Source organism: Bradyrhizobium sp. Kon10 (genome assembly GCF_055807395.1).
Map to the genome: position 1 here is coordinate 44,184 of NZ_JBVVOZ010000029.1, position 24,401 is coordinate 68,584.

The window sequence follows — 24,401 nt, forward strand, 5'->3', positions numbered from 1 at the left end:
CTGCATCGATTTCAATGATCCGGACAACATTGCGAATGGCCGCCGCAACTTGCGATTTGCGGCAACTCCCTGTTCTCGTTCGGTTTTCGACACGTTTCAGCGGGCAAGATGACCGGTCACGACGATTTCCGCATCCGCCCAGGCCGCATCCGTTCGACGCGCGCGCCTCGGACAAAGCCGTTCTTGGCGCAGGCGCTCAAGGCTGCTCAGAAGGCCGGCGGTCTCTCGCGGGGCAGCCGCAGCCGTGGCAGCAAGTTTGGGCGCGGTCGCGCGGCGAGCCTTGCCGCGACGCGGCTCCTCAACAACCGTGCGCGATCCGCCATGGTCAAGGCGCGGGTCGTGCGCCGGATGCGCTCGCCGGGCGCGCTGCGCGCGCATATCGGTTATCTCCAGCGCGACGGGGTCACCCGCCAAGGGACACCGGGCAAGCTCTTTGACGCCGCAGGCGATGACGCCGACGGCCGCGCGTTCGCCGAGCGCTGCGAGGGCGACCGGCATCACTTCCGGTTCATCGTCTCGCCCGACGATGCTGGCGAGCTCGCGAACTTGCGAATCTTTACCCGGGAGTTGATGGATCAGGCCTCGCGCGACCTCGGCACCCGGCTCGATTGGGTTGCGGTCGATCATTGGAACACCGAGCACCCGCATGTCCACATCCTGGTGCGCGGCCGCGCGGATGACGGAAATGACCTCGTCATCAGCCGTGACTATATCTCGACAGGCTTGCGCGCCCGGGCCGGCGATCTCCTCACGCGCGAGCTTGGCCCGCGATCGGAGCTCGAGATCCGCCACTCCCTTGAAGCGGAGGTGACGGCAGAACGCTGGACCAGGCTCGACCGGGCGCTTGCCCGGGAAGCGGGTGCGGCGGACGGGGTGATCGATCTGAGGCCAGACGGGATTTCCGGGGGCGACCCATTAGGGGAGATTCGCATCGGGCGGATGCGGACACTCGAGCGGCTCGGCGTAGCCGCGCCCGCCGGTCCTGCGCAGTGGGTACTGGCCGCAGACGCCCAGCCGCGGCTGCGTGCGCTCGGTGAGCGCGGCGACATCATCAAGCGGCTGCACAATACAATCGCGAAAGAGGGCACGGCACGCGCACCCTCGTCCTGGGCACTCGAAGGCGAACGCCATGGCGAACCGGTCATCGGGCGTCTTATGGCGCGCGGGCTCGACGACGAGCTCAGGGGCACGGCGTTTGCCATCATCGACGGGATCGACGGGCGCGTGCATCACCTGAAACTCCCCGATATCGAGTCGGCTGGCGAGGGGCCGATCGGCGCCATTGTGGAGGTCCGGCGCTTTGACGATGCGCGCGGTCGAGCACGGATCGCGCTCGCTGTGCGCTCGGAGGTGGCGCTGGAGCAGCAGGTCTCGGCGGAGGGAGCGACCTGGCTCGACCGACAGCTTGTGGCACGCGAGCCTACCGATCTCTCACGCGCTGGCTTTGGCGCCGAGGTGCGGACCGCGCTCGAGCGGCGGATCGACGTCCTGGCAGAGCAGGGACTCACCCGCCGTAACGGCGAAAAGGTCACGCTCGGTCGTAACCTGGTCGAGACCCTTCGCCGCCGTGAGTTGGCAGCCGTCGGACGACGTCTGGCCGAGGAATCAGGGCTTGCGCATTTGCCCACTGAGGCAGGTGAGCAGATTTCGGGGGTCTATCGCCGGCGCCTATCGTTGGCCTCTGGGCGTTTCGCCATGATCGACAATGGGCTTGGTTTCCAGCTCGTGCCGTGGACGCCTTCACTTGAGCACCAACTGGGAAAACAAGTAAGCGGCATCGCGGGACCGGCCAATGTCGAGTGGAGCTTTGGACGCAAACGGGGGCTCGCGCTCTGACCCGTCGATTTCTGCTTTGGGGCCGCCGGCAGTTGCTGGGCACGACGGGCTATCATTGAGCCGCACATCGTTCCTATTCAACCCGAACCCTGTTCGCGTCAAAGGGGCAATCTTGAGGGTCCGGCTTGACGACTGGATCTCCATTTCTCAACGAGAGCTGGCAGAGTTCATGAGGTTTTGAGACCATCCTACCCGTTCAATGTTGAGGCGGTTGGCTTCATCAATTCGTACAGTGGAATGTAGGCAGACGACCTTAGGCCAACCCTTGTACACGCCGAGATCAGCTCACCAGCTAGAATGCAACGGATATTGCCATTCGGACGCAGGATCTAGCTGTCAACTCAGCATGCATTGCACCAATTGAGATTCGAATCCCCCTTAGGATCGGAAATCGAGCAGCTTCCACTCTCGGCCATCACCAGCCTGCAGCGAACTCAAAAGGGACATCATCAGGAAGCTGCCACAGGTGATGTCGAAAAGGCGCATGCTAATGGCGCGTCTCAGCTGTCTTCTCGGCCTGGGCAGCCGATACCAAATGCACGACTCGATAACCGTTCTTGTGCAGATATCGCAGCAACGCCGGCATCATCGCGGCAGTGCGGGCTTGGGCATCGTGCAGGAGGATGATGCCCTTTCTCGCGCTCTCTAGCTGCACCATCACGTTCATGAGCTCTTGGTCTGAGCTTATGTCTTCCCAATCGCTCGCCCCAAGGTCGGTTCCGAACACGACGATTCCGCGCGACTGTAACGCGTCCAGCATTGCAGGCGACGAGTCGAAATAGGGAAAGCGGAAGAATGGCGTCGAAGGGACGTTGGTCGACACGCCCTTGAGCGCCAGTTCATCAGCCGCAATGCCGCGATCGATGTCGTCCATTGCCTGCTCGAACGGCATCTTGGACATCATCTGGTGCGACCAGCTATGGTGCGCAATGCTGTGGCCCTGTGAGGCGATGCGGCGGACGAGCTCGGGAAATTCTGCCGAGGATCTGCCGACAAGGAAGAATGTGGCCCGCACGCATTCCTGCGCGAGTGCTTCCAGCACCTTTTGTGTATTCGGCGGCCTCGGACCGTCATCGAAGGTGAGGACGACCTCGTGATCTGCCAGAGGAAGGGTCGTCGGAAACTCATTCGATCCCACGCGCGGATAGGCCCTCGGATCGACAGCGAGTACGCGCGACGTTCCCAATGCGTCCTGCCGCGGGCAGTCGGTCGCGCCAGCGATGCCGTTGCAGGCAAACACCACGGTCGCAGCGCCGGCAAGCCATGATGCCAATCTGTTCAGACGCCTGTTTGCCATCGTCCCCGGCGCGACTTTGCTTGCTGCGCAAACCCGTGCGCGCCGTACGATATTCGATGTCGCTGGCGGGATTTCTGCGCATCAATGGCATATCGGGCCAAAAAGCGTCGTTAGGCCCCGGCTGATGCGATGAACGCGGCGTTCTTAATGATTGAACTTATTTCCGTGCCCTCTCTTCTGGGAAGCATCCTGGCCCGACCTTGGGCATAGCCAAGTCGCTCGTGTCGAGCACAACAACTTCCGAAAGAGCGCCACCAGCGCCGGTTGATCGGAGCAAGGGCGAATCCGCCATATCGAGCAAACGCTGACGCCGTAGCCGCGGCGTCAGACAACGATAGGATAATCGCCGGCTCTTCCAGTCGTTTTCGGAGCGCGACATGGATCATTGCATGTTGTGGCTAGTATCAGCGGTATGTACCGGACCGCTGGGGATCTTCTTTCACGAATGCGACCGTTCGCCTGACCCGCTGATTTCTGCGCCCTGACGCGCGCGAGTACGATTCACGGGCGGCACCGCTTGTGCGCACCCCATGAATGCCTCCACATCTCCAATCCATGTCCGCAACAAAGATCATATGGCATCAGGTCATCCTGGTTTGTCTCGTCGTGCTCGCCTTTCTTTGGGGGGCTACCGAATGGACCGCATGGCGGCTCGCCTTCCAACCGCAGCTTGGACCAGCCTGGTTCAGGATTGGGCATTGGCCGATTTACCAGCCGGCAGCCTTCTTCGCTTGGTGGTTCAAATTCGACGCTTACGCACCGTTGATCTTCCTGGAGGGCGGCGCCATTGCCGCGAGCGGTGGCATCGCAGCAATTGCGCTAGCGATGATGCTCTCCGTTTTGCGGGCGCAAGAGGCGAGGGACGTCACCACCTATGGCTCGGCACGCTGGGCGGATGCGCGCGAGGTCAGGCGGGCGGGTCTCTTGGGATCTGACGGCATCGTGCTCGGCCGGCTTAAGGGCCATTATCTGCGGCATGACGGGCCTGAGCACGTGCTCTGCTTTGCTCCCACGCGCTCTGGCAAGGGCGTTGGCCTCGTCATACCGACTCTTTTGACCTGGCCGGCTTCCACGATTGTTCATGACATCAAGGGCGAAAACTTCCAGTTGACTTCCGGCTGGCGCGCGCGATTTGGGCCAGTGCTCTTGTTCGACCCGACCAATCCGGCCAGCGCCGCCTACAACCCGCTTCTCGAGATCCGTCGTGGTGATTGCGAGGTGCGAGATGCCCAAAACATCGCCGATATCCTTGTCGACCCGGAAGGGGCACTCGAACGCCGCAACCACTGGGAAAAGACCAGCCACTCTCTCCTTGTCGGTGCAATCCTGCATGTCCTCTACGCCGAAGCCGACAAGACCCTCGCAGGCGTCGCCAATTTCCTGTCCGATCCCTCCCGCCCGATCGACGCTACGCTCACCGCAATGCTTGCAACCCCGCATCTTGGAGGTAGCGTTCATCCCGTTGTCGCTTCGGCCGCGCGCGAGCTTCTCAACAAGAGCGAGAACGAGCGCTCCGGCGTGCTCTCAACCGCGATGAGCTTCCTGGGGCTCTATCGCGATCCGGTGGTTGCCAAGATCACCGCGCGAAGCAATTGGCGCATCCGCGACCTCGTCGACGGCGCCGAGCCCGTCTCACTCTATCTCGTGGTGCCTCCATCCGACATCGTTCGCACCAAACCCTTGATGCGGCTCATCCTCAACCAGATCGGGCGGCGGTTGACCGAGAGCTTGGATCCAGACCGGCGCCGGCACAAACTCCTTCTGATGCTCGATGAGTTTGCAGCGCTCGGCCGGCTCGACTTTTTCGAGAGCCAGCTCGCCTTCATGGCGGGCTACGGCATCCGCAGCTTCCTGATCACCCAGAGCCTCAATCAGCTCGAACGCGCCTATGGGCCGAACCATGCCATTCTCGACAATTGCCACGTCCGGATCGCCTTCTCGACCAATGATGAGCGTACTGCCAAGCGCGTCTCCGACGCGCTCGGAACTGCGACCGAGTTGCGTGCCATGAAGAACTATGCTGGGCACCGTTTGAGCCCCTGGCTTGGACACCTGATGGTGAGCCGTCAGGAGACCTCGCGGCCGCTGCTGACGCCAGGCGAGGTCATGCAACTCTCGCCTAAAGAGGCAATTGTGATGATTTCCGGGGTGCACCCGGTCCGCGCTACGAAAGCCCGCTACTATGAGGATCCGCAGTTCCAGCGACGTGTGCTGAAGCCAGCCCGCTTCGATCCGCGTACCTTGTCGGCAGGACCGGATGACTGGTCGGCCGGCGCCCCAATTCCGCCATCTGTCGAGCTACTGACCAGACGCAAGCGCAGGAGTGACGAGGCGAACGGTGGTTTGCGTCGCGAGCCAGAATTGCCGGAACATGAGGAGATCGAGGTCAAGGCGCCGCTCGGCGAACACGAGTTCGACACCGACCTCGATGAGGGTGATGCCGATGCCGTCCAGGCACAAGCTCTGAGCCGCTCGGGTGTTGCGCGGACCGTCAGCCTCGACGCGGACGATGGGATGGATCTGTGAGCGGGCAGCGTGAAAAAGATCCAGCTCAGTATCTATCTCGATCCGGAAAGCTTCAAAACGCTGGAGGCCTTCGCACAACGCCGCGGTCAGCCCAAGTCCCTGGTCGCCGAGGCCGCGATTGCCGCCTTTCTTTCTCCCGATGACTCCGATCGGCGTGAGGCGGCGATCGCCAAGCGGCTGGACCGGATCGCGCGCCTGCTTGAGCGCCTCGAGCGCAATGATGGCATCACGCTTGAGACCATCGCGCTCTTCATCCGTTTCTGGCTGACCTCAACGCCGGCGCTCCCCGAACATTCGACTCCCGCCGCGCGCGCCAAGGGCGCGGAGCGTTACGATCGGTTTGTTGAGGCGCTCGGACGGCGGCTTGCAAGCGGATCCACCGTCCTGAAAGAGGTAAGCATCGACATGCACGCCTCTGAGAAGCACGAGTAAATCAGTACGCACCTCCAATGCTCTGGCAGCTCCTGGCAATGGGTGCGGCGCTGAGTCAGACAAGCCGACTGCAGGTCGGCAGCACGCCACGAAGCACGCAAGGGATCGGCGCGTCACTCAAGGCGCCCCGGCCCGCTGCAACAGGCCGTTAGCTGCTCGCGAATGACAGAGGCTTACAAATCCAGCTCTTCTTGAGACCGCCTTGTCTTTCTTTGGCTACGCCAGACTACGACGCAGATGTTGGTGCGGTTGAACTGACGTTCGGATCGGCCCTTGTGTCAAGTCGTAATCGCTGGGGGCGATTCAGCCGTTTCGATTCCGAAATCGACGCCGCGCGTGCCGCGGTGCGCGGAAAGGTCGCGGCCGCAAGTTGGGAGTGAACAAGCAATGCAAATCGATGGAGAGCTTGGAGGTCAGCCCAGCTCGATTGTGAATCAAGCCGACAGCGATGCGCAGCCGAGCTCGAACGAAGGAGCGCGAACCAAGAAGGTCACCGTTCAGCTGTCCGAGAGCATGTTTCAGCGGCTTGAACTTGCGACCGAACGCCCGGGCCTCGGCAAGAGCATGGTCGTCGAGACGGCGCTTGAACGATTCCTGAATGCACCGCCCATCGAGGGGCTCGTTCAAGAGGCTCTGGACCGGATCAGTGGCCAGATGGCCAGGCTCGAACACGAGATCGCGATCATCGCCGAGACGGTAGCCCTGCATGCGCGCTATCACCTCACCGTGACGCCGCCCATGCTGCCCTCCGGGCAGCGGGAGGCGTGCCTGCTCGGGCAGCAGCGTTTCAAGGTATTGGCGGAGCAGGTCGAACGGCGGGTCCGGCTCGGTCAGCCATTGATCCAGGAGACGATCGATCGGCTGGGCAGGCGCAGTCAACCTGCCGGTGAAGCTCATGCTGGCGCGTCACAGCTCGCGGCAGAAGAACCGCCGAGAAAGGAAGGTCTGTCCGCAGTCGCGGCGGATGGAAACTCCGAGCCGAGCGCTGCCGCCGAGGAGGGCGGCAGCAATCCGAACTTTCGAAACCTGCCCAACTCCTTTTGTTAGGCCAGCCGCCAGAAGCGTGCGGAAGGAGCTTGGGTCGCAAATATTGCCTGTGGCACGAGTTGAGCCACTTCCAGTGTGGCGGCTCATCGCGTGCGTGTTTCTTCCCTTCGCGGCCGGGTACTACCTTTCGTACCTGTTCCGGACCATCAATACGCTCATTGCTGGGCGCCTCGCCTCTGATCTCGGGCTTGGCGCTGCCGATATCGGGCTGCTCACGTCAATCTATTTCCTGGTCGTTATGGCGGCCCAGATTCCGCTCGGCATGTTGCTTGATCGCTTCGGGCCGCGCCGGGTCCAGAGCGTGCTCTTGGCTGTTGCTGCAGGGGGGGCCGCGCTCTTTGGGCTATCGACCGGATTCCTGTCCCTTCTTTTTGCTCGCGCGATGGTCGGACTTGGGAGTGCAGCGGCCCTGATGTCCGGGCTGAAAATCATTGTCCTCTGGTTTCCAAGAGAACGTTTGGCGCTGATCAATGGCTATATGATCATGCTGGGCTCATTGGGGGCCGTTACCGCAACGGCTCCTGCCGAGGTGCTGCTGGACTGGATCGGATGGCGGGGTCTATTCGGCGTGCTGGCCGCCACGAGCGCGCTTGCTGCCATTTTGATCTATCTCGTGGTTCCCGAACGAGCCGCGGGCCCACAAGGCAGCACGAAGTCCGCCACTCTGAAAACAGTCTATTCCGATGCGCGGTTCTGGAGAATGGCGCCCTTATCGGCGACCTGCATCGGCTCCGCTTGGGCACTGCAATCCTTATGGGCGGCGCCCTGGCTTTCCGATGTGGAGCGGCTGGATCGAACGAGGCTCGTCAACGAATTGTTCGTGATGGCGGTCGCTCTGAGTCTCGGCGCTCTGGTCTTGGGCGTCCTTGCCAACTGGGTGCGCCGTCGGGCTAAGAAGACCGAGGCTCTGTTTGGTTTGGTCGCGGCAATGTTTGTCGTGGCGGAGCTTGTGCTGATCCTGCATCCGCCCTGGCCATCACTCCTGCCGTGGTGCGTTGTGTCGGTGGCCGGATCAGCCACTGCGCTGACCTACGCCATCATAGCGGATTATTTCCCGGCCGAGCTGGTTGCGCGCGCCAATGGCGGTCTGAATGTCCTGCAGTTTGGCTGGGCTTTCGTCGTGCAGTACGGGACGGGACTGATTCTGGAGCAATGGCCGCTGGAGGCCGGGCACTATCCTTTAACGGCCTATCAGAGCGCGTTCGGTGTGAACGCTTTGCTGCAGCTGGCGGCGCTGGTCTGGTTCGCCGTCCCGTGGCTCGAGGGCCGGAAACGGAAGGCTGGCGCTTCGGTCACACATCAATCGGCGGGAGGCTGGAACTCGGTTGAGGCCGTTATTGCACCAGCCGAGCTCGCCATCCTGGAGGCGGACGACCATGCGGAGTGGTGAAGCCTGCTGTCGCCGGGCTGATGTCCCGGGTCATGATGTTCGGCGCGCCAAAACGTTCGTCCCGAATCTTTCTTCTTCTACGCCAGGCTACGATCAATTTGGACCCATTGTTGCTCTAGCGCAGGTTCTGCTTTTTCTAGTTGTCCTCATGTGAGGCCGCTGAACGCTAGCTGCCTCAGTCAACTTGGGGGCAGTCGTGGCGATCCATTCATTTCATTCGGAAGCCGAGCTGCGCGGAGCGCGCATGCTCCGCACGGCGCTGGGCTCGGCAATCGCGGGCTTTCTGGAAGATCCGTCCGTCGTTGAGGTGATGCTGAACCCTGATGGCCGGCTGTGGATCGATCGGCTGTCGAGCGGCCTTACCGATACCGGCGAGAGTCTGTCCGCTGCCGACGGCGAGCGAATTGTCCGGCTGGTCGCGCACTATGTGGGCGCTGAGGTTCATGCCGGCTCGCCCCGAATCTCGGCTGAGCTGCCGGAGACCGGGGAACGCTTCGAAGGTTTGTTGCCGCCGGTCGTCGCCGCGCCGGCCTTCGCGATCCGCAAACCTGCGGTTGCCGTGTTTGGGTTGGACGACTATGTCGCTGCCGGCATCCTGAACTTGGAGCAGGCGAACGCGCTCCGCGATGCGGTCGCTACACGCAAGAACATCCTGGTCGCGGGCGGCACATCGACGGGCAAGACGACGCTGACGAACGCGCTTCTGGCGGAGGTGGCCAAAGGTTCGGATCGCGTCGTTCTCATCGAAGATACGCGGGAGCTTCAGTGCACGGCGCCGAACCTCGTGGCATTGCGCACCAAGGACGGCGTGGTCTCGCTGTCTGATCTGGTGCGCTCGTCGCTTCGCCTGCGCCCTGATCGTATCCCGATTGGCGAGGTGCGCGGAGCCGAGGCGCTCGATCTGCTCAAGGCCTGGGGGACTGGACATCCCGGCGGTGTCGGCACGATTCACGCCGGCACCGCGCTTGGCGCGCTCCGCCGGCTCGAGCAGCTCATCCAGGAGGCCGTCGTCACGGTCCCGCGCGCGCTGATCGCCGAGACCATCAACGTCATCGCCGTGCTCTCTGGCCGTGGTGCCGAACGGCGTTTGAGCGAACTCGCTTCTGTCACCGGGCTTGCTTCATCAGGCGACTACACCCTTTCGAAAATCGGAGATCAGTCATGAACGTACGATCATCTTACGGGCGAGGTTTCACGTCAGTTGCGGCATTCGCTTGTCTGTACCTGGTGAGTAGCACGGCCTGGGCCGCCGGTTCGAACATGCCTTGGGAGCAGCCCCTCAACCAGATCCTGCAATCGGTTGAGGGACCCGTCGCCAAGATCATCGCGGTCATCATCATCATCGTGACCGGTCTCTCGCTCGCATTCGGTGACACCTCGGGCGGCTTCCGGCGGCTGATCCAGATCGTGTTTGGTCTGTCGATCGCATTTGCCGCCTCGAGCTTCTTCCTGTCGTTCTTCTCGTTCGGCGGCGGGGTGGTGATCTGATGGATGAGCCAGTCCCGGGCTTTGTCGCCCCCCTCCACCGTGCGCTGACCGAGCCGATCCTGATGGGCGGTGCACCGCGATCGGTTGCCATTCTCAACGGCACATTGGCTGCAGCACTTGGCCTTGGTCTGCGCTTGTGGCTGGCCGGCCTTCTGCTGGCGTTCATCGGCCACATGGCCGCGGTCTGGGCCGCAAAACGCGATCCGGAATTCGTCGAAGTCGTACGCCGGCACGTTCGTGTTCCCGGTCATCTCAGCGCTTGAGAATAGTCCCATGATGAATCTTGCCGAATACCGCCGCTCGAATACGCGCCTTGCTGATTTCCTGCCCTGGGCTGCTCTGGTCGACGAGGGAATTGTCTTGAACAAGGACGGCTCACTTCAGCGGATGGCGCGGTTCAGGGGACCGGACCTCGACAGTTCCGTGCCGGCCGAGCTTGTTGCGGTCGCAAGCCGGCTGAACAATGCGCTCCGGCGTCTCGGATCGGGCTGGGCGGTTTTCGTCGAGGCGCAACGCCATTCGGCAGGGCGCTATCCGCCCGACACATTCCCGGATGTCGCATCCGCCCTGGTTGATGCGGAGCGGAAAGCGCAATTCGAGGAGGCCGGCAGCCATTATGAATCGAGCTACTACCTGACCTTCCTTTATCTGCCGCCTGCAGAGAGTGCAGCTGTGGCAGAGCGTCTCCTGTACGAGGGCGGCCATCGCAGCGCGGGAGCGGATGCGCGCGAGGTGCTGAGTGGCTTCGTCGACCGGACCAACCGCGTGCTGCAGCTCGTTGAGGGCTTTATGCCGGAATGCGGCTGGCTCGATGACGAGGCAACGCTCACCTACCTGCACTCGACGGTCTCGACCAAGCGGCATCGCGTTCGGGTGCCGGAAATCCCGATGTATCTCGATGCGCTGCTTGCCGATCAGCCGCTGACATGCGGGCTTGAGCCGATGCTGGGTGACGCGCATGTGCGTGTCCTGACAGTTGTGGGGTTTCCCACGACGACGACGCCCGGGATCCTCGATGATCTCAACCGCCTCGCATTCCCGTACCGCTGGTCGACCCGGGCGATCATGCTCGACAAGACGGATGCTCTAAAGCTCCTGACCAGGATCAGGCGGCAATGGTTTGCCAAGCGCAAGTCGATTGCCGCGATCCTGAAGGAGGTGATGACCAACGAGGCGTCCACGCTTCTGGACACCGATGCCCACAACAAGGCGATGGATGCAGATCACGCACTCCAGGAGCTCGGCTCGGATCAGATCGGAGAGGCCTTTGTGACGGCAACCGTCACGGTCTGGGACAGGGATCCGCACGCGGCGGACGAAAAGCTACGCCTTGTTGAAAAGGTGATCCAGGGCCGGGACTTTACCTCCATGACCGAGACAGTGAATGCCGTTGAGGCCTGGCTCGGCAGCCTGCCGGGACAGGTCTATGCAAACGTGCGCCAGCCGCCGGTCTCGACGCTAAATCTCGCCCACATGATCCCGCTCTCTGCGGTCTGGGCGGGAGAGGTGAGGGACCATCATTTCAAGGCGCCTCCGCTGTTCTTCGGCAAGACGGAAGGATCGACCCCTTTCCGCTTTGCGCTCCATGTCGGCGATGTCGGACACACTCTGATCGTTGGACCGACCGGCGCCGGGAAATCGGTGCTGCTCGCGCTGATGGCGCTGCAGTTCCGGCGATATCCGCAAGCCCAGATCTTTGCCTTTGATTTCGGCGGGTCGATCCGTGCGGCGGCGATCGCCATGGGTGGCGACTGGCATGATCTCGGTGGCGTGGTTGGTGGAGACTCGGCAGAATTCGTGGCGCTCCAGCCGCTTGCGTGCATCGAGGACGTCGCGGAGCGGGGCTGGGCAGCCGATTGGATCGCATCGATCCTTGCGCGCGAGCGCATCGAGGTCACGCCCGAGACCAAGGATCATGTCTGGTCGGCCTTGACCTCGCTCGCCTCGGCGCCAGTTGGGGAGCGGACGCTGACGGGCTTGTCCGTTCTTCTGCAATCCAATGCCTTGAAGCGGGCGCTACAACCCTATTGCCTCGGCGGTCCGTTTGAGCGGCTGCTGGATGCGGAAGGTGAGCGGCTGGGCGAGACCTCCGTCCAGGTGTTTGAGACTGACGGGTTGATCGGGACCGGTGTCGCGCCGGCGGTTCTTTCCTATTTGTTCCACCGGATTGAGGATCGCTGCGACGGTCGTCCGACCCTTCTCATCATCGATGAGGGCTGGCTTGCGCTGGACGATGCCGATTTTGCCGGCAAGCTCCGCGAATGGCTGAAGACGCTGCGCAAGAAGAACGCTTCCGTCGTGTTTGCGACCCAGTCGCTGGCCGATATCGATGGCTCCGCAATTGCGCCCGCCATTATCGAGAGCTGTCCGACCCGGATCCTTCTTCCCAATGATCGCGCGATCGAGCCGCAAATCATGGCGATCTACCGGCGCTTTGGACTGAATGACCGGCAGATCGAGATCCTCGCCCGCGCGACGCCAAAGCGCGACTACTACTGCCAGTCGCGCCGGGGCAACCGCCTGTTCGAGCTCGGTCTTGGCGAGATCGCGCTCGCCTTTGCGGCCGCGTCGTCGAAGTCCGATCAGGCCCTCATCGAGCGGGTGCTTGCCGAGTATGGACGCGACGAATTCGTCACCGGCTGGCTCAAGGCGCGAGACATCAGTTGGGCCTGCAATCTCATTCCGCAGCTCGCCAAGGAAGGAGGTCTGTCATGAACCGTCTCCGTTCGTTTCTAACGGCCAGTATGATCGCCATTGCCGTAGTTCAAGCGCCGCGGGAAGGGAAAGCACAGTGGATCGTGTTTGATCCCAATAATTACGTGCAGAATGTACTCACGGCCGCGCGCGAGTTGCAGCAGATCAACAACCAGATCACCTCGCTGCAAAACGAAGCGCAGATGTTGATCAATCAGGCGAAGAACCTGGCGAGCCTGCCGTATTCGTCATTGCAGCAGCTCGAGCAATCGATCCAGCGCACGCAGCAGCTGCTCGGTCAAGCGCAGCGCATTGCCTACGATGTCAAGCAGATCGATCGCGCGTTCTCGACAACTTATGCGCCGGCATCCGGGAGCATGTCCAATGGGCTCCTCGTCGCCAACGCCCAGACACGCTGGCAGAATGCGGTTGCCGGCCTGCAGGACGCCATGCGGGTGCAGGCAACCGTCGTCGGCAATCTCGATACCAACCGGACCCAGATGTCGGTCCTGGTCACGGCGAGCCAGGGCGCGTCAGGTGCTCTGCAGGCAAATCAGGCCGGCAACCAGCTCCTTGCACTGCAAGCCCAGCAGCTTGCGGACCTCACGGCGACCGTTGCCGCGCAAGGGCGTGCGCAATCGCTAGAATCCGCGCAGCGGGCCGTCGCTCAGGATCAGGGCAGGGAGCAGCTGCGGCGCTTTCTGACCCAGGGTCAGGGCTATCAACCGACAACCGTGCAGATGTTCCACTGATGATGAAGAACAGATTTGAATGGCTACCGATGGCGGTGGCAGTTTGCCTCACAGTCCTGGTCGTCGCCGCCTGCGCCGTTCGCCTGCGCGGCGACGACGCGACCCAATCTTCCGCCTCGCTCGCTGCGAAGCCTGATCCGACGGCGGCAAAGCTCGAGCAATGCCGCACCGTCACCTACGAGCAGAGAGAGGCCCTTCTCGAATGCCAGAGGATCTGGGCGGAACGGCGCAGCCAGTTCTTGGGGAAAAGCGGAACGGTGGACCCTTTGGATAGTGGGCGGGGAACGGCGCCATTTTCCTCCGCGCCGCCGCGCAAGGACGAAAGCCGCGTCCCGTCCCTCTCACCCTCCATTGCAGGCCAAAGCGAGTGAACGATGGGCGGCACCTCTGTCATTGACCAGTTCCTGGAAACCTTCACTCGCTATATCGATTCCGGGTTCGGCCTGGTCGGGGGCGAAGTCGGCTATCTCGCCACCACCTTGGCTGCAATCGACCTCACGCTCGCGGGGCTGTTCTGGTCCTGGGGGACTGATGAAGATATTGTTGCCCGGCTCGTCAAGAAAACCTTGTTTCTCGGCATCTTTTCGTACCTGATCGGCAACTGGAATAGCCTTGCCGGCATCGTCTTCGAGAGCTTTGCAGGTATTGGCCTCAAAGCCTCGGGCACGAGCCTGTCATCGGCAGATTTCTTGCGGCCAGGCCGGATCGCGCAGGTGGGGCTCGAGGCCGGCCGCCCGATCCTGGACTCGATCTCGGGGCTGATGGGCTATGTCAGCTTTTTTGAGAATTTCGTCCAGATCGCGGTCCTGCTGTTCGCCTGGATCGTGGTGCTTCTGGCCTTCTTTATTCTCGCAATCCAGCTCTTCGTCACGCTGATCGAGTTCAAGCTGACGACGCTTGCAGGTTTCGTCCTGATCCCCTTCGGTCTGTTCGGCAAGACCGCCTTTGCGGCCGAACGCGTGCTGGGCAACGTCATCTCCTCCGGCGTCAAGGTTTTGGTCCTCGCCGTTATCGTCGGCATTGGATCGACCTTATTCTCGCAGTTCACGGCAGGTTTCGGCGGCAACCAGCCGACCATCGAGAACGCGATGGCGCTGGTGCTCGGCGCGCTCGCCTTGTTGGGCCTCGGCATTTTCGGACCCGGGATTGCCAACGGCATCGTCTCCGGAGGTCCGCAGCTCGGCGCAGGCAGCGCCGTTGGGACGGGACTTGCCGCCGGTGGAGTCGTCGCGGCTGGCGCTGGCGTTGCGGCCGGTGCTGCCGGTCTCGCCGGCGGCGCGATTGCAGGTGCCGCACGCGGTGGAAGCGCGATTGCAAGCGGCACCATGAGCGTGTTTCGGGCGAGGAGTCAGTCCGGCTCCGAGGCGAGCGCGTCCAAGGCTGCTAGTCCCTTGCGCTCGGTCGCAGCTGGGCTTGGTGGAGCGGCGAGCGATGCCGGAAAGGGGGAAGGCGACGCCTCGAGACCTTCCGACAGTGCGCCTCCTTGGGTTCGGCGCATGAAGAGAGCGCAGACGATCAGCCATGGCGCATCAGCGGCAACCCACGCGATCCGTTCGGGTGATCCCGGCGGGGGCGGCGGATCTGTCGACCTCTCCCAACATGACCGCTGACTCTCCTGATCGACCAATTCAGTTTTCTCACCCGTCACTTGAGGTCTAGCAATGTTCAAACGATCGGCCGTTCACTATGGCCGCACGCCAGAAGCCGTCACCCCCTATCAACGCGCAGCTCAAGTCTGGGATGATCGCATTGGGTCTGCGCGCGTGCAGGCCAAGAACTGGCGCCTGATGGCCTTTGGCTGCCTCTTCTTATCCGCTGGTTTCGCCGGCACCCTGGTCTGGCAATCGGCGCATGGGACGATCACGCCCTGGGTGGTCGAGGTCGATCAATTGGGCGAAGCAAAAGCCGTTGCTCCGGCAAACGCCAGCTATCAACCGACCGATCCGCAAGTAGCCTTTCACCTGGCGCGCTTCATCGAGCATGTGCGAGGCCTGCCGATGGACGCCATTGTGCTGCGCGAAAACTGGCTCCGCGCCTACGACTTTACGACCGATCGCGGCGCCGTCGCGCTGAATGACTATGCACGCAACAACGATCCATTCGCCAAGCTCGGCAAGACGCAAATTGCGATCGAGGTCTCGAGCGTCATTCGGGCGTCCCCTGAGAGTTTTCGCCTCGCCTGGGTCGAACGCCGCTACGACAACGGTCAGCTTGCCGCAACCGAGCGGTGGAGCGCGATCGTCAGCATCATCGTGGAGATGCCTCGCGATCTCGATCGCCTCCGCAAGAATCCGCTCGGCATTTACGTCAACGCCATCAACTGGTCGAAGGAGCTGGGTTAGCAATGCCGTCAGGTCTCGTTATTGCGTCACAGAGGGTCCGCCCGAGCCTGGCTCTGGCTCTCGTTATTGGTGTGTCCACCCTTGGCGGGTGCACCACGTTCAAGCCGCCGCAAATCAGTTACGATAGCGATGTCCCGCCGGCTCCAGATCTGCCGGCGCTTGCCGACGATCGGCCGCGGCCGCTGCATGTCCCACCGGCCTGGAAGGCGGCGCGCGGCGGCAAGAACGCGGAAGCCAAAGAGGCCGTCGAGCGGATTGAGACCGCAAACGACGCCGCACGCGTGCAGCCTCGGAAAGCCGGCTACTTCAATGCGGTGCAGGTATTTTCGTATAGTCCGGGCGCTCTCTATCAGGTCTATGCCGCGCCGGGGCAGATCACCGACATCGCCTTGGAGCCCGGCGAGCAACTGATCGGGTCGGGACCAGTTGCCGCGGGTGATACCGTGCGTTGGGTGGTCGGCGACACCGAAAGCGGCAGCGGCGACACGCGACGTGTGCACATCATGGTGAAGCCGACACGTCCGGCGATCGAGACCAATCTCGTCGTCAACACGGATCGGCGTACTTACCTGGTCGAGCTCCGCTCCCGCGAAAGGCCCTACATGCCACAGGTCGCGTGGTTCTATCCGGAGGACCGGACCGCGCGTGGTCCAGCTCTGCCGCCCACACCCGTCATCCCGGATCAGGCGCAGCGCCGTTACCGCTACGCCATCGAGGGAGACAGCCCGCCCTGGCGTCCTGTCAATGCCTATGACGACGGCCGCAAGGTCTACGTCGAGTTTTCGCCCGGCATCGGCCAGGGCGAGATGCCGCCGCTCTTCTTGATCGGGCCTGATGGCAAGACCGAGCTCGTCAACTATCGCGCTTACGGCAATGTGCTGATCGTCGACCGGCTGTTCGCGGCGGCGGAACTGAGGCTGGGCGAGGAGCACCAGCAGAAGGTCAGGATCGTCCGAACCGACGGGAGGTCGCTGTGACAGAGACTGGCCAGCCGAATGACACACCCAAGGACGCTCCTCGGGTTAAGCCGCCGGAAGATATCGCCGAAACCCTTCGGCTCCGGCCGGATCGGCCGCAAGTGACGCGTCTATCGCGCAAGGTGCTTGCGGGTGGCAGCGCCCTTTTGTTGGTGCTCATCTCTGGTGCGGTCTTCTGGGCTCTCCAGGAGAAGCGATCACGCACACCGGCCACCGAGGAGCTTTACGCGACCGACCACCACAATGTTGCCGATCAGCTTGCAACCTTGCCGAAGGATTATGCTGAGATCCCGAAGGAGGTGCCGCGTCTTGGACCACCTTTACCCGGCGATCTTGGCCGGCCGATCGTTGCAGCACAGGGCTCTTCGACGTCCAGCCCGCTTGGTGTTGACGCTGAACAGCAGCGCGTCAATCAGGAGAGCGAGGCGGCACGCACCAGCAAGGTGTTTGCCAGCACGAACGTCCGCGCACAGGCCCCTGTCTCATCGCCAAGTGAAGCCCCATCAAATGCAGCGCCATCATCCGACGAAGCATTCGCCCAGAATGGGCAGGATCGAAAACTTGCGTTCGTCAGCGCTTCCGTTGACCGTCGAACCACCAGTCCCGATCGCCTGGCAAGACCGGTCTCTCCCTTTGTGGTCCAGGCGGGAACGGTCATTCCGGCTGCTCTCATCACGGGGATTCGGTCCGACCTGCCTGGGCAAATCACGGCCCAAGTCACAGAAGCGGTATACGATTCCTCTACCGGGCGAGCTCGCCTTATCCCGCAAGGAGCCCGGTTGATCGGGACGTATGATAGCCAAGTCGCATTTGGCCAATCGCGCGTACTCCTGGTATGGACGCGCCTCATCATGCCAAATGGGCGGTCGATCATCCTGGAGCGGCAGCCGGGCGCAGATGTCGCGGGCTACTCTGGGCTTGAGGATGAGGTCGACAACCATTGGAAGGAGCTGTTGGGGGCCGCGGCCCTTTCGACGCTGCTCGCCGTCGGCACCGAGGTGAATTCCGGATCGGATACGAATAGCACCAACAGCGACCTCATCGCTGCGCTCCGCCGCGGGGCGGGGGACTCGATGAACCAGACGGGCCAGCAGGTGGTCCGCCGCAATCTCAACATCCAGCCGACCTTGACGATTCGTCCGGGATTTCCGGTGCGGGTGATCGTCAACCGTGACCTGGTGCTCGAACCGTACAGAGGGTGAGGACATGACAAAGCTTAAACTTGGAGCGATCGAAGACGATAAGCCGATCAAAATTGCGCATGAACTCCCGGCGAGCGTCCACAGGGATCTGGTGGCATATGCAGAAATCCTTGCACAAGAGAGTGGACAGCCGATCGGGGAGCCGGCCAAGCTTATCGCTCCCATGTTGGCACGGTTCATGGCAGCGGACAGAAGTTTTCGGAAAGCTCGGCGGGCCCGTCAACATCCGAAAGGATAGCGCTCAGAAAGCAAGTTCAAGAAAGCAGCCAACGCAGGATTTTCGTTGTCGTCTCTCCAGTATGCCGAAAAGTCGAATCGGCTCGGACCGGCTCCATCGCGCAATTCGCGGTAGACGAGGCCCGCATAGTTGATGCCCATGTCGGATTCCAGCACCAGGGTGATTCCTGTGTTCATCCTGATCAGGCTCTTGATGATACCGCGGCTGACGTCGTGGCGCTCGAGTTTAGGACGGTCCTCAGGCGACACGAGCTTGGAAATCAGAAGATCTTCAAACTCTTTTCCCGGATCGTAGTGGCTCATCAGGACCGTCTCGCCGCGCAGGTCAGTCCAATAGACCGTGTCGCGCGCGGCGAGGGGATGATCATGGGGTAAGGCGACCAGAACACGTTCGCTCCACAGCGGCATCACTCGGTTATCGACTAACGGCAGGTTCCCTGTGACGATCAGGATATCGAGAACGCCGTTGCGAAGTGCCGTCGCTAGTCGTGTTCGTGATTTCTCGATCGTCACAAGCTCGATTTGCGGGAATCGCTGCTTGAAATCCAGCAAGGACGTCTGCAGGTTGCCAATGGAAAGTGAGGTGCAGAGCCCGACACTCAGCCGGCCAGCCTCGCTGTTGCGTACAGCCCTCGCGGTCGCGATGAGAGCATCGAACTCCTCCAGAATTGTCCTTGCCAGGCGAAGAACACTGCGGCCTGCTTGCGTCGGGCGCACACCACCGCTGAAGCGCTCAAAAATCGCAATTCCCAGGTGATATTCGATCTCGCTGATTTTTCGGCTGAGACTCGATTGTTGGGTTCTCAGCAAGTCCGCCGCTTGACGGAGGCTGCCACAATCAGCCGCAGCCACGACAGATTGCAGGTGTTTCAGTTCGATTGCCTTGCTGGCTTGAAGGGAGGATGTTGATCGACGTGGTTTTTGCATCGTAACTCTTAAGCAGATGGGCTTTGCGCTTCAATGCGCAGCGATGCCCCGGATTGTACTTGCTTCCAGATCCTAGGCGGCCGCTCGGATGACTGGAGCCCAGAGCACCGGACCTGAGATGTGTCCCGCTTTGCGGATGCGATGCAACGCATCGGGCGCGACCTCCAGGTATCCAGCAATGGCCGTGGTGTTTCCCAGAGGACGAGCTTTTCCGATTTTGCGGAGCGGCCAGCCCGCGCGCCGAAGAATGCGTTCCATCCGGGCGTCAGTGACGGTAACGATTTCGGTCAGTTGAATCGAAAGGCCGAATTCAATCATGCCCGCAAACAGCTCGTAAGTAGCAGTAGCAAGTCCACCACTTGCCTTCGGCGCATCCGGAGGAACATCGAGCGCGAATCGACTGCTCTCCCAAATCCGGTCGCTTCGTGGCGTCGGCTGCCCGTCCAGAAGGATCGGGAAGGTGTCTCTCAGCATAGTTGGGCCGGTCGAAGGCAGAAGCCGGACGCAACCCTGAATATGTCCAGCGTTCGAGCGGTTCAGGAGGTGCACGGGTCGAAGGACATCAAACTCGTCGACTTCCATCTCGCCGCTGACCTCGACGTTCCAGTCTAGGCGCTGTTTGAAAACGCGATAACGCAGCCGGTGCATCTCGGTGAGATCGTCAACGAATTCGCCGTAGTACTCCGGCGTGATGAGCTGCATCATTCTTGGCTCCTTGCCTTGCTTCAGGCAAGCAAGCAGAGAAGGCAGGAAAGCACATCCTGTGGAGTTGCACAGGTGCTTGCACCTTGCGGTTGATTATTTTCGATATTTTGATTCGGTCAACAGCACGATCGCTTGACGAAGCGAGCTGACGCCAAGCTTCGCGCGCGCGTTATCCAGGTGAAATCCCGCGGTTCGCTCTGCGATGCTGAGAATGATCCCAATCTCCCCAGCTGATTTGCCGCGCGCGGACCATTCGAGACACTGGTACTCGCGAGGAGACAGCACCACCCCACCGACCATGCGATCTATCGTCCAGAAGCGCTTTGCATGTGCATGAAAAAAGGTCGCGATTAACCGCAGGCTGTGGGCGTGCTCGATCAGCGATCGTTCGAAACCAGTTCGACGATCGTCGCTTGCAAAGCTCAGCGCGGCGATCGCGCCCTTGTCATCGTGGATAGGGAATGTAAATCCGCAGCGAATCCCAAATTTGGCGGCTTCTTCGAACAGAGCGCTCTCTGCCTCCGACCGATTTCGCGCTTCGAATCCAAGTCCCCATCGGAAGGGCTTAGGCTGGCGCATTGCCCGACGTACCACCGGATCGACGGATTCGTAGCTGCGCTGCAGATAGATAGTGGTCCAGGAGGGTGGATATGTCGAAATCAGATTGGGAGGGCTGCCCGGCCTACGGGGAAAAGCGAGATATGCGAAGCACGACAGTTCGAGCGCAGCGGCGACCTCGGCCATGCTCTGCTGAGCTGCGTCTCGATGCGTGCTTTCGGTCAATTGCTCAGCAAATCTTTGAAAAACCCGGTCCATCGCGCATGAGCCCACGGGCCACCTTGGTAGGCGCTCCTTGCATTATCGGATCGAGCATCACTGCGAATGGGGCAAAACAACGAAAAAGGCGACCTATTTCGGCTTCGATGGATCTTGATCGCGAGACCCTACATCGGGTGGTCGAGGCGTATCGGGTCAGCCGAGTCCTCGCGCTCAAGCTGTGATATAATCGCTACCAAGTCCGCGAACTGCGTCGTCTGTTTGAAATCCTGCAAGAGGGTACCGAGGATCGCCGGATTGCTGCGTCCTTTGCGTCCCAAGTTGGAGGTTTGTACGGCACTTCCGATCTGATCGTCACGCCGCAACTCAGTGACCATGCGTCGTCTTTGGTAACGCGAAATTGGATCCGGAAATCAACGCCCCGTACCCTCTCGGCGGCAAGAGCGTGCAAGACTGCATACGGCCGCGAAATTAGGAAGGCGGCGCTCGGACCAAGGCTTCACCCTGAGGATCGGCGCAAGAGAGAATTTTAAAGAATCTCGCATTGATCTCTGCCGGATCGGCGGTGCCTCAGCGTCGTGGCGCTATCGTTAACCTGTCAATGCATCGAATTTCTACCGACTGCAAATGATTCTCCATGGTGGCGCAAACCGATTTTGAGAGGCGTGAGGCTCACCTACCGCGGTCCTCTGGATTCCTGCACTAACGTCCAAAAAGTAGCTGAATTTCTGCGCCACTTCGTGATGTCCGCTGCACGTTAGTACGGCCGTTCCGACTACAAAGAGTAATCCAAACGAGGAGATTGCAAATGAAGGTCGGTGTTCCCAAGGAAATCAAGACACACGAATATCGCGTGGGTCTGACGCCTGGAGCCGTCCGCGAGTATGTTGCCGCCGGTCATAGCGTGGCGGTTGAGACGAATGCAGGGGCTGGCATTGGTGCAACAGACGAAACCTATCGCAAGGCTGGTGCAACAATCCTAAGCTCCGCGCGCGAGGTATTTGGGTCGAGCGAATTGATCGTGAAGGTAAAGGAGCCCCAGCCTTCCGAATGGACCCAGCTGCGAGAGAATCAGATTCTATTCACGTATCTCCACTTGGCGCCGGACCCAGAGCAAGCGAATGGCCTCCTAAAATCTGGGTGTACCGCAATCGCCTACGAAACAGTGACTGATGCGTATGGCGGACTTCCACTACTTGCGCCCATGAGTGAGGTCGCGGGGAGACTTTCGATCGAGGCGGCCGGTGCAGCCCTGAAGCGGTATGCAGGTGGTCGCGGGCTGTTGATTGGCGGTGTTCCGGGTGTTCAGCCGGCGCGCATCGTGGTGATCGGAGGCGGTGTTGTCGGTACGCACGCGGCCCGAATGGCGGTTGGGCTGGGTGCCGAAGTTACAATTCTTGACCAGTCGATTCCCCGGCTTCGTGAACTTGATGAACTGTTCGAAGGGCGCGCTCGTACTAGATTCTCGACCATAGATGCTGTTGAGGAAGAGGTCTTTGCTGCGGACGTCGTAATCGGAGCCGTGCTCGTTCCGGGAGGGAGCGCGCCAAAGCTCGTTAGCCGCAAGATGTTGGGCTCGATGCGAAACGGATCGGTAATCGTTGATGTTGCGATCGATCAGGGTGGGTGCTTCGAAACATCTCATCCAACCACACACGCGGATCCAACCTACGAGGTAGATGGGGTCATTCACTACTGCGTCGCCAATATGCCTGGGGCTGTCCCGCTCACCTCGAGCCAAGCTCTGAATAACGCCACTTTGCCTTTTGGACTGGCTCTCGCCCACAAGGGATTTGCAGCCGTGCTTGAGAACCAGCATCTGCGAGCGGGCCTCAATGTCTATCGTGGTCGGCTAACTTACAAAGCCGTGGCCGAGAGTCTCGGCCTGCCATACTCATCGATCGATCAGGCTGCGGCCTGATCCCCGAAGCCTCCCATGGGGGCATTTCCTCCCTGACTTGACGGGGCACTCCTTCGGGGGGGCCCCTTTTTGTCCCAGCCGTCCGTGAACTCAACAAACTCCGCGAGTCGGTCTTGCCGCTTTCAGATATTCGGCCCAGGTGCTGGCCGACCTTGGGCAGAGATGAGCAAATGAGGCGGCCGGACAGTGGTGATCGTTCGGGCCAACTTGATCATCCCTAGGGCCTGGCGAGAACGAGTCGTTCTGCCATCTACGTCCGTGACAATGCTCCGCCACCGCACTTTGCGAGCAATAGGTGCACGGTAGTATGCTCCAGGAGGAAATCAATCCAGCATCCGTTCCCCGCTTGACCGAGCTCAGCCAGTCCCGCCGCTACACGCCGGTCGCCGATTGTGGGGCCATCTTACGCTCTGCCGGATCACTCCGCGCGGTTCGGCAGCGAGCCGGCGCGGATCCCATGCAGGCCGGTCTCTCTATTCTCGATTACATGACCGGATACACAGCCCCACGATGAATTGGCCTGTGCGAGAGCACCTCGCGTCTGCCGGCTCGCAGGTGCTCCCTCTCTGTCCCAGAGCTAGGCGGGCCCACCTTGTGTCAAGCGCTATCCGAAACTGCCCTCTGCCTCATGAGGAACTGTGCCCACGGCGAGGTGATACCAGTGGTCGGCAAGGACGGCCAGTTCGACGCGTGTGCTGAACGCGGCCCGTGCGGCGTCGCCGCCCGATAGCGCTCGTTCGTGAACTTTGCAGCAATTCGTCAGGATGCGACGATTTTTCGCCGAATTCAATCACGAACGCTCCCTACAGTCTCGCCACCAGAAGGCAGCAACTCTAAACGGGATGCCAGCGGCTTGATCCTAAGACCATGCGCCGAGTTGCGACTTAATGCCAAAAGCAACAGCACGAAGGCTCAGTTCGAAGAACTTGCGTGCGCACACTCCGTCTGACGGCAATCAGCGCTGCGAGGGCGGGTGCAACAGATCCAGATGCTCAAAGGGGAACACATGATTTTGTCTCGTCGCGCAATCATCGCCGTCGCTTTCGGGGTGATGTTTACGGCATCGCCAGCATTTTCGGACGATTCGCTTGAACGCGCCCGTGCAAGTGGCGTCTCATTCGGCTTTTCAAACGAGCCGCCTTACGCGTTCTTAGGTGCGGATGGACAGGCGACGGGTTCGACTGCGGAGCAGATTGTGGCGATCTTTAAGAAGATCGGGGTCAAAGAGGTGCGCCCGGTTCTTACGGAATGGTCTTCTCTTATCCCAGGTCTGAACGCTGGTCGCTTCGACGCGGCGACCGGGATGTTCATTCTTCCTACCCGATGCACTGCAGTAGCGTTCGCCGAACCAATGTCCAAGGTTGGAACGGCAATGCTCGTAAAGAAGGGGAATCCCAAAAACCTGCACAGCTATGGAGACGCCGCAAACACTCCAGATGCTCGCGTCGCGGCGATGGCGGGGGCTGCCGAAGAAAAGTACCTTCTGAAGGCGGGAATCCCGGCAGATCGCCTTGTTCTGCTGCAAGACCCCGGTGCCATGCTGGCATCTGTCATATCAGGGCGTGCAGACGCTGCGGTGCTCACGCCGGGAAGCGTTAGGTCCATGGCACAAAAAGCTGAGGCAGAGGTCGAGGTTGCCACACCATTTACGACCCCAGAATGGGCATTCTCGTATTCTGCAGTTCCATTCCGGAAGGGGGATGCATCTCTCCGCGAGGCGTTCAACGCCGGCCTCAAAGAATACTTGGGCTCCGACGAATGGAAATCAGTGAACATCAAATATGGTACAAATTCAGAGCTCCCAGATGACATGACGGCCCTGCGGCAATGTTCCAACAAGGGCAACTAGTG

At 61.1% G+C, this 24,401-nt stretch carries 22 protein-coding genes; 18 read left to right on the forward strand and 4 right to left on the reverse strand.

Features of this window, described 5'->3' with window-relative positions; translation table 11 throughout:
• The first annotated feature begins 108 nt into the window (after positions 1-108).
• Positions 109-1,836 carry a relaxase/mobilization nuclease domain-containing protein gene (locus tag AC0L2O_RS28975; RefSeq protein ID WP_473372131.1) on the forward strand — a complete coding sequence of 576 codons (1,728 nt, stop codon included), beginning with the start codon at positions 109-111 and terminating at the stop codon, positions 1,834-1,836.
• Between the two features lie 487 nt (positions 1,837-2,323).
• Here the strand turns inward: AC0L2O_RS28975 and AC0L2O_RS28980 are convergent, their stop codons facing one another.
• A complete protein-coding gene (locus AC0L2O_RS28980; RefSeq protein WP_473372132.1) occupies positions 2,324-3,133 on the reverse strand; it encodes a polysaccharide deacetylase family protein in 810 nt (269 codons plus the stop codon).
• A 555-nt stretch (positions 3,134-3,688) separates the two neighbouring features.
• On the opposite strand from AC0L2O_RS28980, the gene AC0L2O_RS28985 reads away from it, so the two are divergent.
• The 15 genes from AC0L2O_RS28985 (at position 3,689) to AC0L2O_RS29055 (ending at position 18,221) form a co-directional block, all read left to right on the forward strand.
• Positions 3,689-5,659, forward strand: a complete 1,971-nt coding sequence (locus AC0L2O_RS28985; RefSeq protein WP_473372133.1) for a conjugal transfer protein TraG — start codon at positions 3,689-3,691, stop codon at positions 5,657-5,659.
• Positions 5,660-5,668: 9 nt separating this feature from the next.
• A complete protein-coding gene (locus AC0L2O_RS28990; RefSeq protein WP_473372134.1) occupies positions 5,669-6,091 on the forward strand; it encodes a CopG family transcriptional regulator in 423 nt (140 codons plus the stop codon).
• A 387-nt stretch (positions 6,092-6,478) separates the two neighbouring features.
• Positions 6,479-7,138 carry a ribbon-helix-helix domain-containing protein gene (locus AC0L2O_RS28995; RefSeq protein ID WP_473372135.1) on the forward strand — a complete coding sequence of 220 codons (660 nt, stop codon included), beginning with the start codon at positions 6,479-6,481 and terminating at the stop codon, positions 7,136-7,138.
• 73 nt (positions 7,139-7,211) lie between these two features.
• Positions 7,212-8,528 carry an MFS transporter gene (locus AC0L2O_RS29000; RefSeq protein ID WP_473372136.1) on the forward strand — a complete coding sequence of 439 codons (1,317 nt, stop codon included), beginning with the start codon at positions 7,212-7,214 and terminating at the stop codon, positions 8,526-8,528.
• Between the two features lie 244 nt (positions 8,529-8,772).
• The gene (gene trbB / locus AC0L2O_RS29005; RefSeq protein WP_473372163.1) at positions 8,773-9,693 is read left to right on the forward strand and encodes a P-type conjugative transfer ATPase TrbB; all 921 of its coding nucleotides are present in this window, start codon (positions 8,773-8,775) and stop codon (positions 9,691-9,693) included.
• Positions 9,690-10,016, forward strand: coding sequence for a TrbC/VirB2 family type IV secretion system protein (locus tag AC0L2O_RS29010; RefSeq protein WP_473372137.1), 327 nt, complete (start codon positions 9,690-9,692; stop codon positions 10,014-10,016). Before trbB ends, AC0L2O_RS29010 begins: the two co-directional genes overlap by 4 nt.
• On the forward strand, positions 10,016-10,279 hold the full coding sequence (locus AC0L2O_RS29015) for a VirB3 family type IV secretion system protein (RefSeq protein ID WP_354266586.1): 264 nt from the start codon (positions 10,016-10,018) through the stop codon (positions 10,277-10,279). Before AC0L2O_RS29010 ends, AC0L2O_RS29015 begins: the two co-directional genes overlap by 1 nt.
• A 10-nt stretch (positions 10,280-10,289) precedes the next feature.
• On the forward strand, positions 10,290-12,731 hold the full coding sequence (gene trbE, locus AC0L2O_RS29020) for a conjugal transfer protein TrbE (protein ID WP_473372138.1): 2,442 nt from the start codon (positions 10,290-10,292) through the stop codon (positions 12,729-12,731).
• Entirely contained in the window at positions 12,728-13,462 is a 735-nt protein-coding gene (gene trbJ, locus AC0L2O_RS29025; protein ID WP_473372139.1) for a P-type conjugative transfer protein TrbJ, read from the forward strand. Before trbE ends, trbJ begins: the two co-directional genes overlap by 4 nt.
• Entirely contained in the window at positions 13,462-13,833 is a 372-nt protein-coding gene (gene trbK-alt / locus AC0L2O_RS29030) for a putative entry exclusion protein TrbK-alt (RefSeq protein ID WP_473372140.1), read from the forward strand. The genes trbJ and trbK-alt overlap by 1 nt, the downstream gene beginning before the upstream one ends.
• 3 nt (positions 13,834-13,836) lie before the next feature.
• A complete protein-coding gene (trbL, locus tag AC0L2O_RS29035; RefSeq protein WP_473372141.1) occupies positions 13,837-15,072 on the forward strand; it encodes a P-type conjugative transfer protein TrbL in 1,236 nt (411 codons plus the stop codon).
• 51 nt (positions 15,073-15,123) lie between these two features.
• Positions 15,124-15,804: a conjugal transfer protein TrbF gene (trbF, locus tag AC0L2O_RS29040; protein ID WP_473372142.1), complete on the forward strand. Its 681-nt coding sequence runs from the start codon at positions 15,124-15,126 to the stop codon at positions 15,802-15,804.
• A 2-nt stretch (positions 15,805-15,806) separates the two neighbouring features.
• Positions 15,807-16,781, forward strand: coding sequence for a P-type conjugative transfer protein TrbG (gene trbG / locus AC0L2O_RS29045; protein WP_473372143.1), 975 nt, complete (start codon positions 15,807-15,809; stop codon positions 16,779-16,781).
• Positions 16,778-17,983, forward strand: a complete 1,206-nt coding sequence (locus tag AC0L2O_RS29050) for a TraB/TrbI/VirB10 family type IV secretion system protein (RefSeq protein WP_473372144.1) — start codon at positions 16,778-16,780, stop codon at positions 17,981-17,983. Before trbG ends, AC0L2O_RS29050 begins: the two co-directional genes overlap by 4 nt.
• A 4-nt stretch (positions 17,984-17,987) precedes the next feature.
• Positions 17,988-18,221, forward strand: coding sequence for a DUF2274 domain-containing protein (locus tag AC0L2O_RS29055; RefSeq protein ID WP_473372145.1), 234 nt, complete (start codon positions 17,988-17,990; stop codon positions 18,219-18,221).
• On the opposite strand, the gene AC0L2O_RS29060 is transcribed toward AC0L2O_RS29055, so the two are convergent.
• The 3 genes from AC0L2O_RS29060 to AC0L2O_RS29070 form a co-directional block, all read right to left on the reverse strand.
• A complete protein-coding gene (locus AC0L2O_RS29060; protein ID WP_473372146.1) occupies positions 18,203-19,147 on the reverse strand; it encodes a LysR family transcriptional regulator in 945 nt (314 codons plus the stop codon). The genes AC0L2O_RS29055 and AC0L2O_RS29060 overlap by 19 nt on opposite strands.
• A 72-nt stretch (positions 19,148-19,219) precedes the next feature.
• Positions 19,220-19,852, reverse strand: a complete 633-nt coding sequence (locus AC0L2O_RS29065) for an acyl-homoserine-lactone synthase (RefSeq protein ID WP_473372147.1) — start codon at positions 19,850-19,852, stop codon at positions 19,220-19,222.
• A 93-nt stretch (positions 19,853-19,945) separates the two neighbouring features.
• On the reverse strand, positions 19,946-20,668 hold the full coding sequence (locus tag AC0L2O_RS29070; RefSeq protein ID WP_473372148.1) for a helix-turn-helix transcriptional regulator: 723 nt from the start codon (positions 20,666-20,668) through the stop codon (positions 19,946-19,948).
• Positions 20,669-21,437: 769 nt separating this feature from the next.
• On the opposite strand from AC0L2O_RS29070, the gene ald reads away from it, so the two are divergent.
• Together ald and ehuB are read left to right on the forward strand one after the other, a co-directional pair.
• Entirely contained in the window at positions 21,438-22,550 is a 1,113-nt protein-coding gene (gene ald, locus AC0L2O_RS29075; protein WP_473372149.1) for an alanine dehydrogenase, read from the forward strand.
• A 973-nt stretch (positions 22,551-23,523) separates the two neighbouring features.
• Positions 23,524-24,399 (forward strand): ectoine/hydroxyectoine ABC transporter substrate-binding protein EhuB, encoded by an 876-nt coding sequence (ehuB, locus tag AC0L2O_RS29080; protein WP_473372150.1) that lies wholly within the window; start codon positions 23,524-23,526, stop codon positions 24,397-24,399.
• Positions 24,400-24,401 lie beyond the last annotated feature (2 nt).

Coding starts and splice junctions, on each gene's coding strand:
- AC0L2O_RS28975 (WP_473372131.1), top strand. CDS start 109: ATGACCGGTCACGACGATTTCCGCATCCGCCCAGGCCGCATCCGTTCG.
- AC0L2O_RS28980 (WP_473372132.1), bottom strand. CDS start 3,133: ATGGCAAACAGGCGTCTGAACAGATTGGCATCATGGCTTGCCGGCGCT.
- AC0L2O_RS28985 (WP_473372133.1), top strand. CDS start 3,689: ATGTCCGCAACAAAGATCATATGGCATCAGGTCATCCTGGTTTGTCTC.
- AC0L2O_RS28995 (WP_473372135.1), top strand. CDS start 6,479: ATGCAAATCGATGGAGAGCTTGGAGGTCAGCCCAGCTCGATTGTGAAT.
- trbB (WP_473372163.1), top strand. CDS start 8,773: ATGCTCCGCACGGCGCTGGGCTCGGCAATCGCGGGCTTTCTGGAAGAT.
- AC0L2O_RS29010 (WP_473372137.1), top strand. CDS start 9,690: ATGAACGTACGATCATCTTACGGGCGAGGTTTCACGTCAGTTGCGGCA.
- AC0L2O_RS29015 (WP_354266586.1), top strand. CDS start 10,016: ATGGATGAGCCAGTCCCGGGCTTTGTCGCCCCCCTCCACCGTGCGCTG.
- trbE (WP_473372138.1), top strand. CDS start 10,290: ATGATGAATCTTGCCGAATACCGCCGCTCGAATACGCGCCTTGCTGAT.
- trbJ (WP_473372139.1), top strand. CDS start 12,728: ATGAACCGTCTCCGTTCGTTTCTAACGGCCAGTATGATCGCCATTGCC.
- trbK-alt (WP_473372140.1), top strand. CDS start 13,462: ATGATGAAGAACAGATTTGAATGGCTACCGATGGCGGTGGCAGTTTGC.
- trbL (WP_473372141.1), top strand. CDS start 13,837: ATGGGCGGCACCTCTGTCATTGACCAGTTCCTGGAAACCTTCACTCGC.
- trbF (WP_473372142.1), top strand. CDS start 15,124: ATGTTCAAACGATCGGCCGTTCACTATGGCCGCACGCCAGAAGCCGTC.
- trbG (WP_473372143.1), top strand. CDS start 15,807: ATGCCGTCAGGTCTCGTTATTGCGTCACAGAGGGTCCGCCCGAGCCTG.
- AC0L2O_RS29055 (WP_473372145.1), top strand. CDS start 17,988: ATGACAAAGCTTAAACTTGGAGCGATCGAAGACGATAAGCCGATCAAA.
- AC0L2O_RS29060 (WP_473372146.1), bottom strand. CDS start 19,147: ATGCAAAAACCACGTCGATCAACATCCTCCCTTCAAGCCAGCAAGGCA.
- AC0L2O_RS29065 (WP_473372147.1), bottom strand. CDS start 19,852: ATGATGCAGCTCATCACGCCGGAGTACTACGGCGAATTCGTTGACGAT.
- AC0L2O_RS29070 (WP_473372148.1), bottom strand. CDS start 20,668: ATGGACCGGGTTTTTCAAAGATTTGCTGAGCAATTGACCGAAAGCACG.
- ald (WP_473372149.1), top strand. CDS start 21,438: ATGAAGGTCGGTGTTCCCAAGGAAATCAAGACACACGAATATCGCGTG.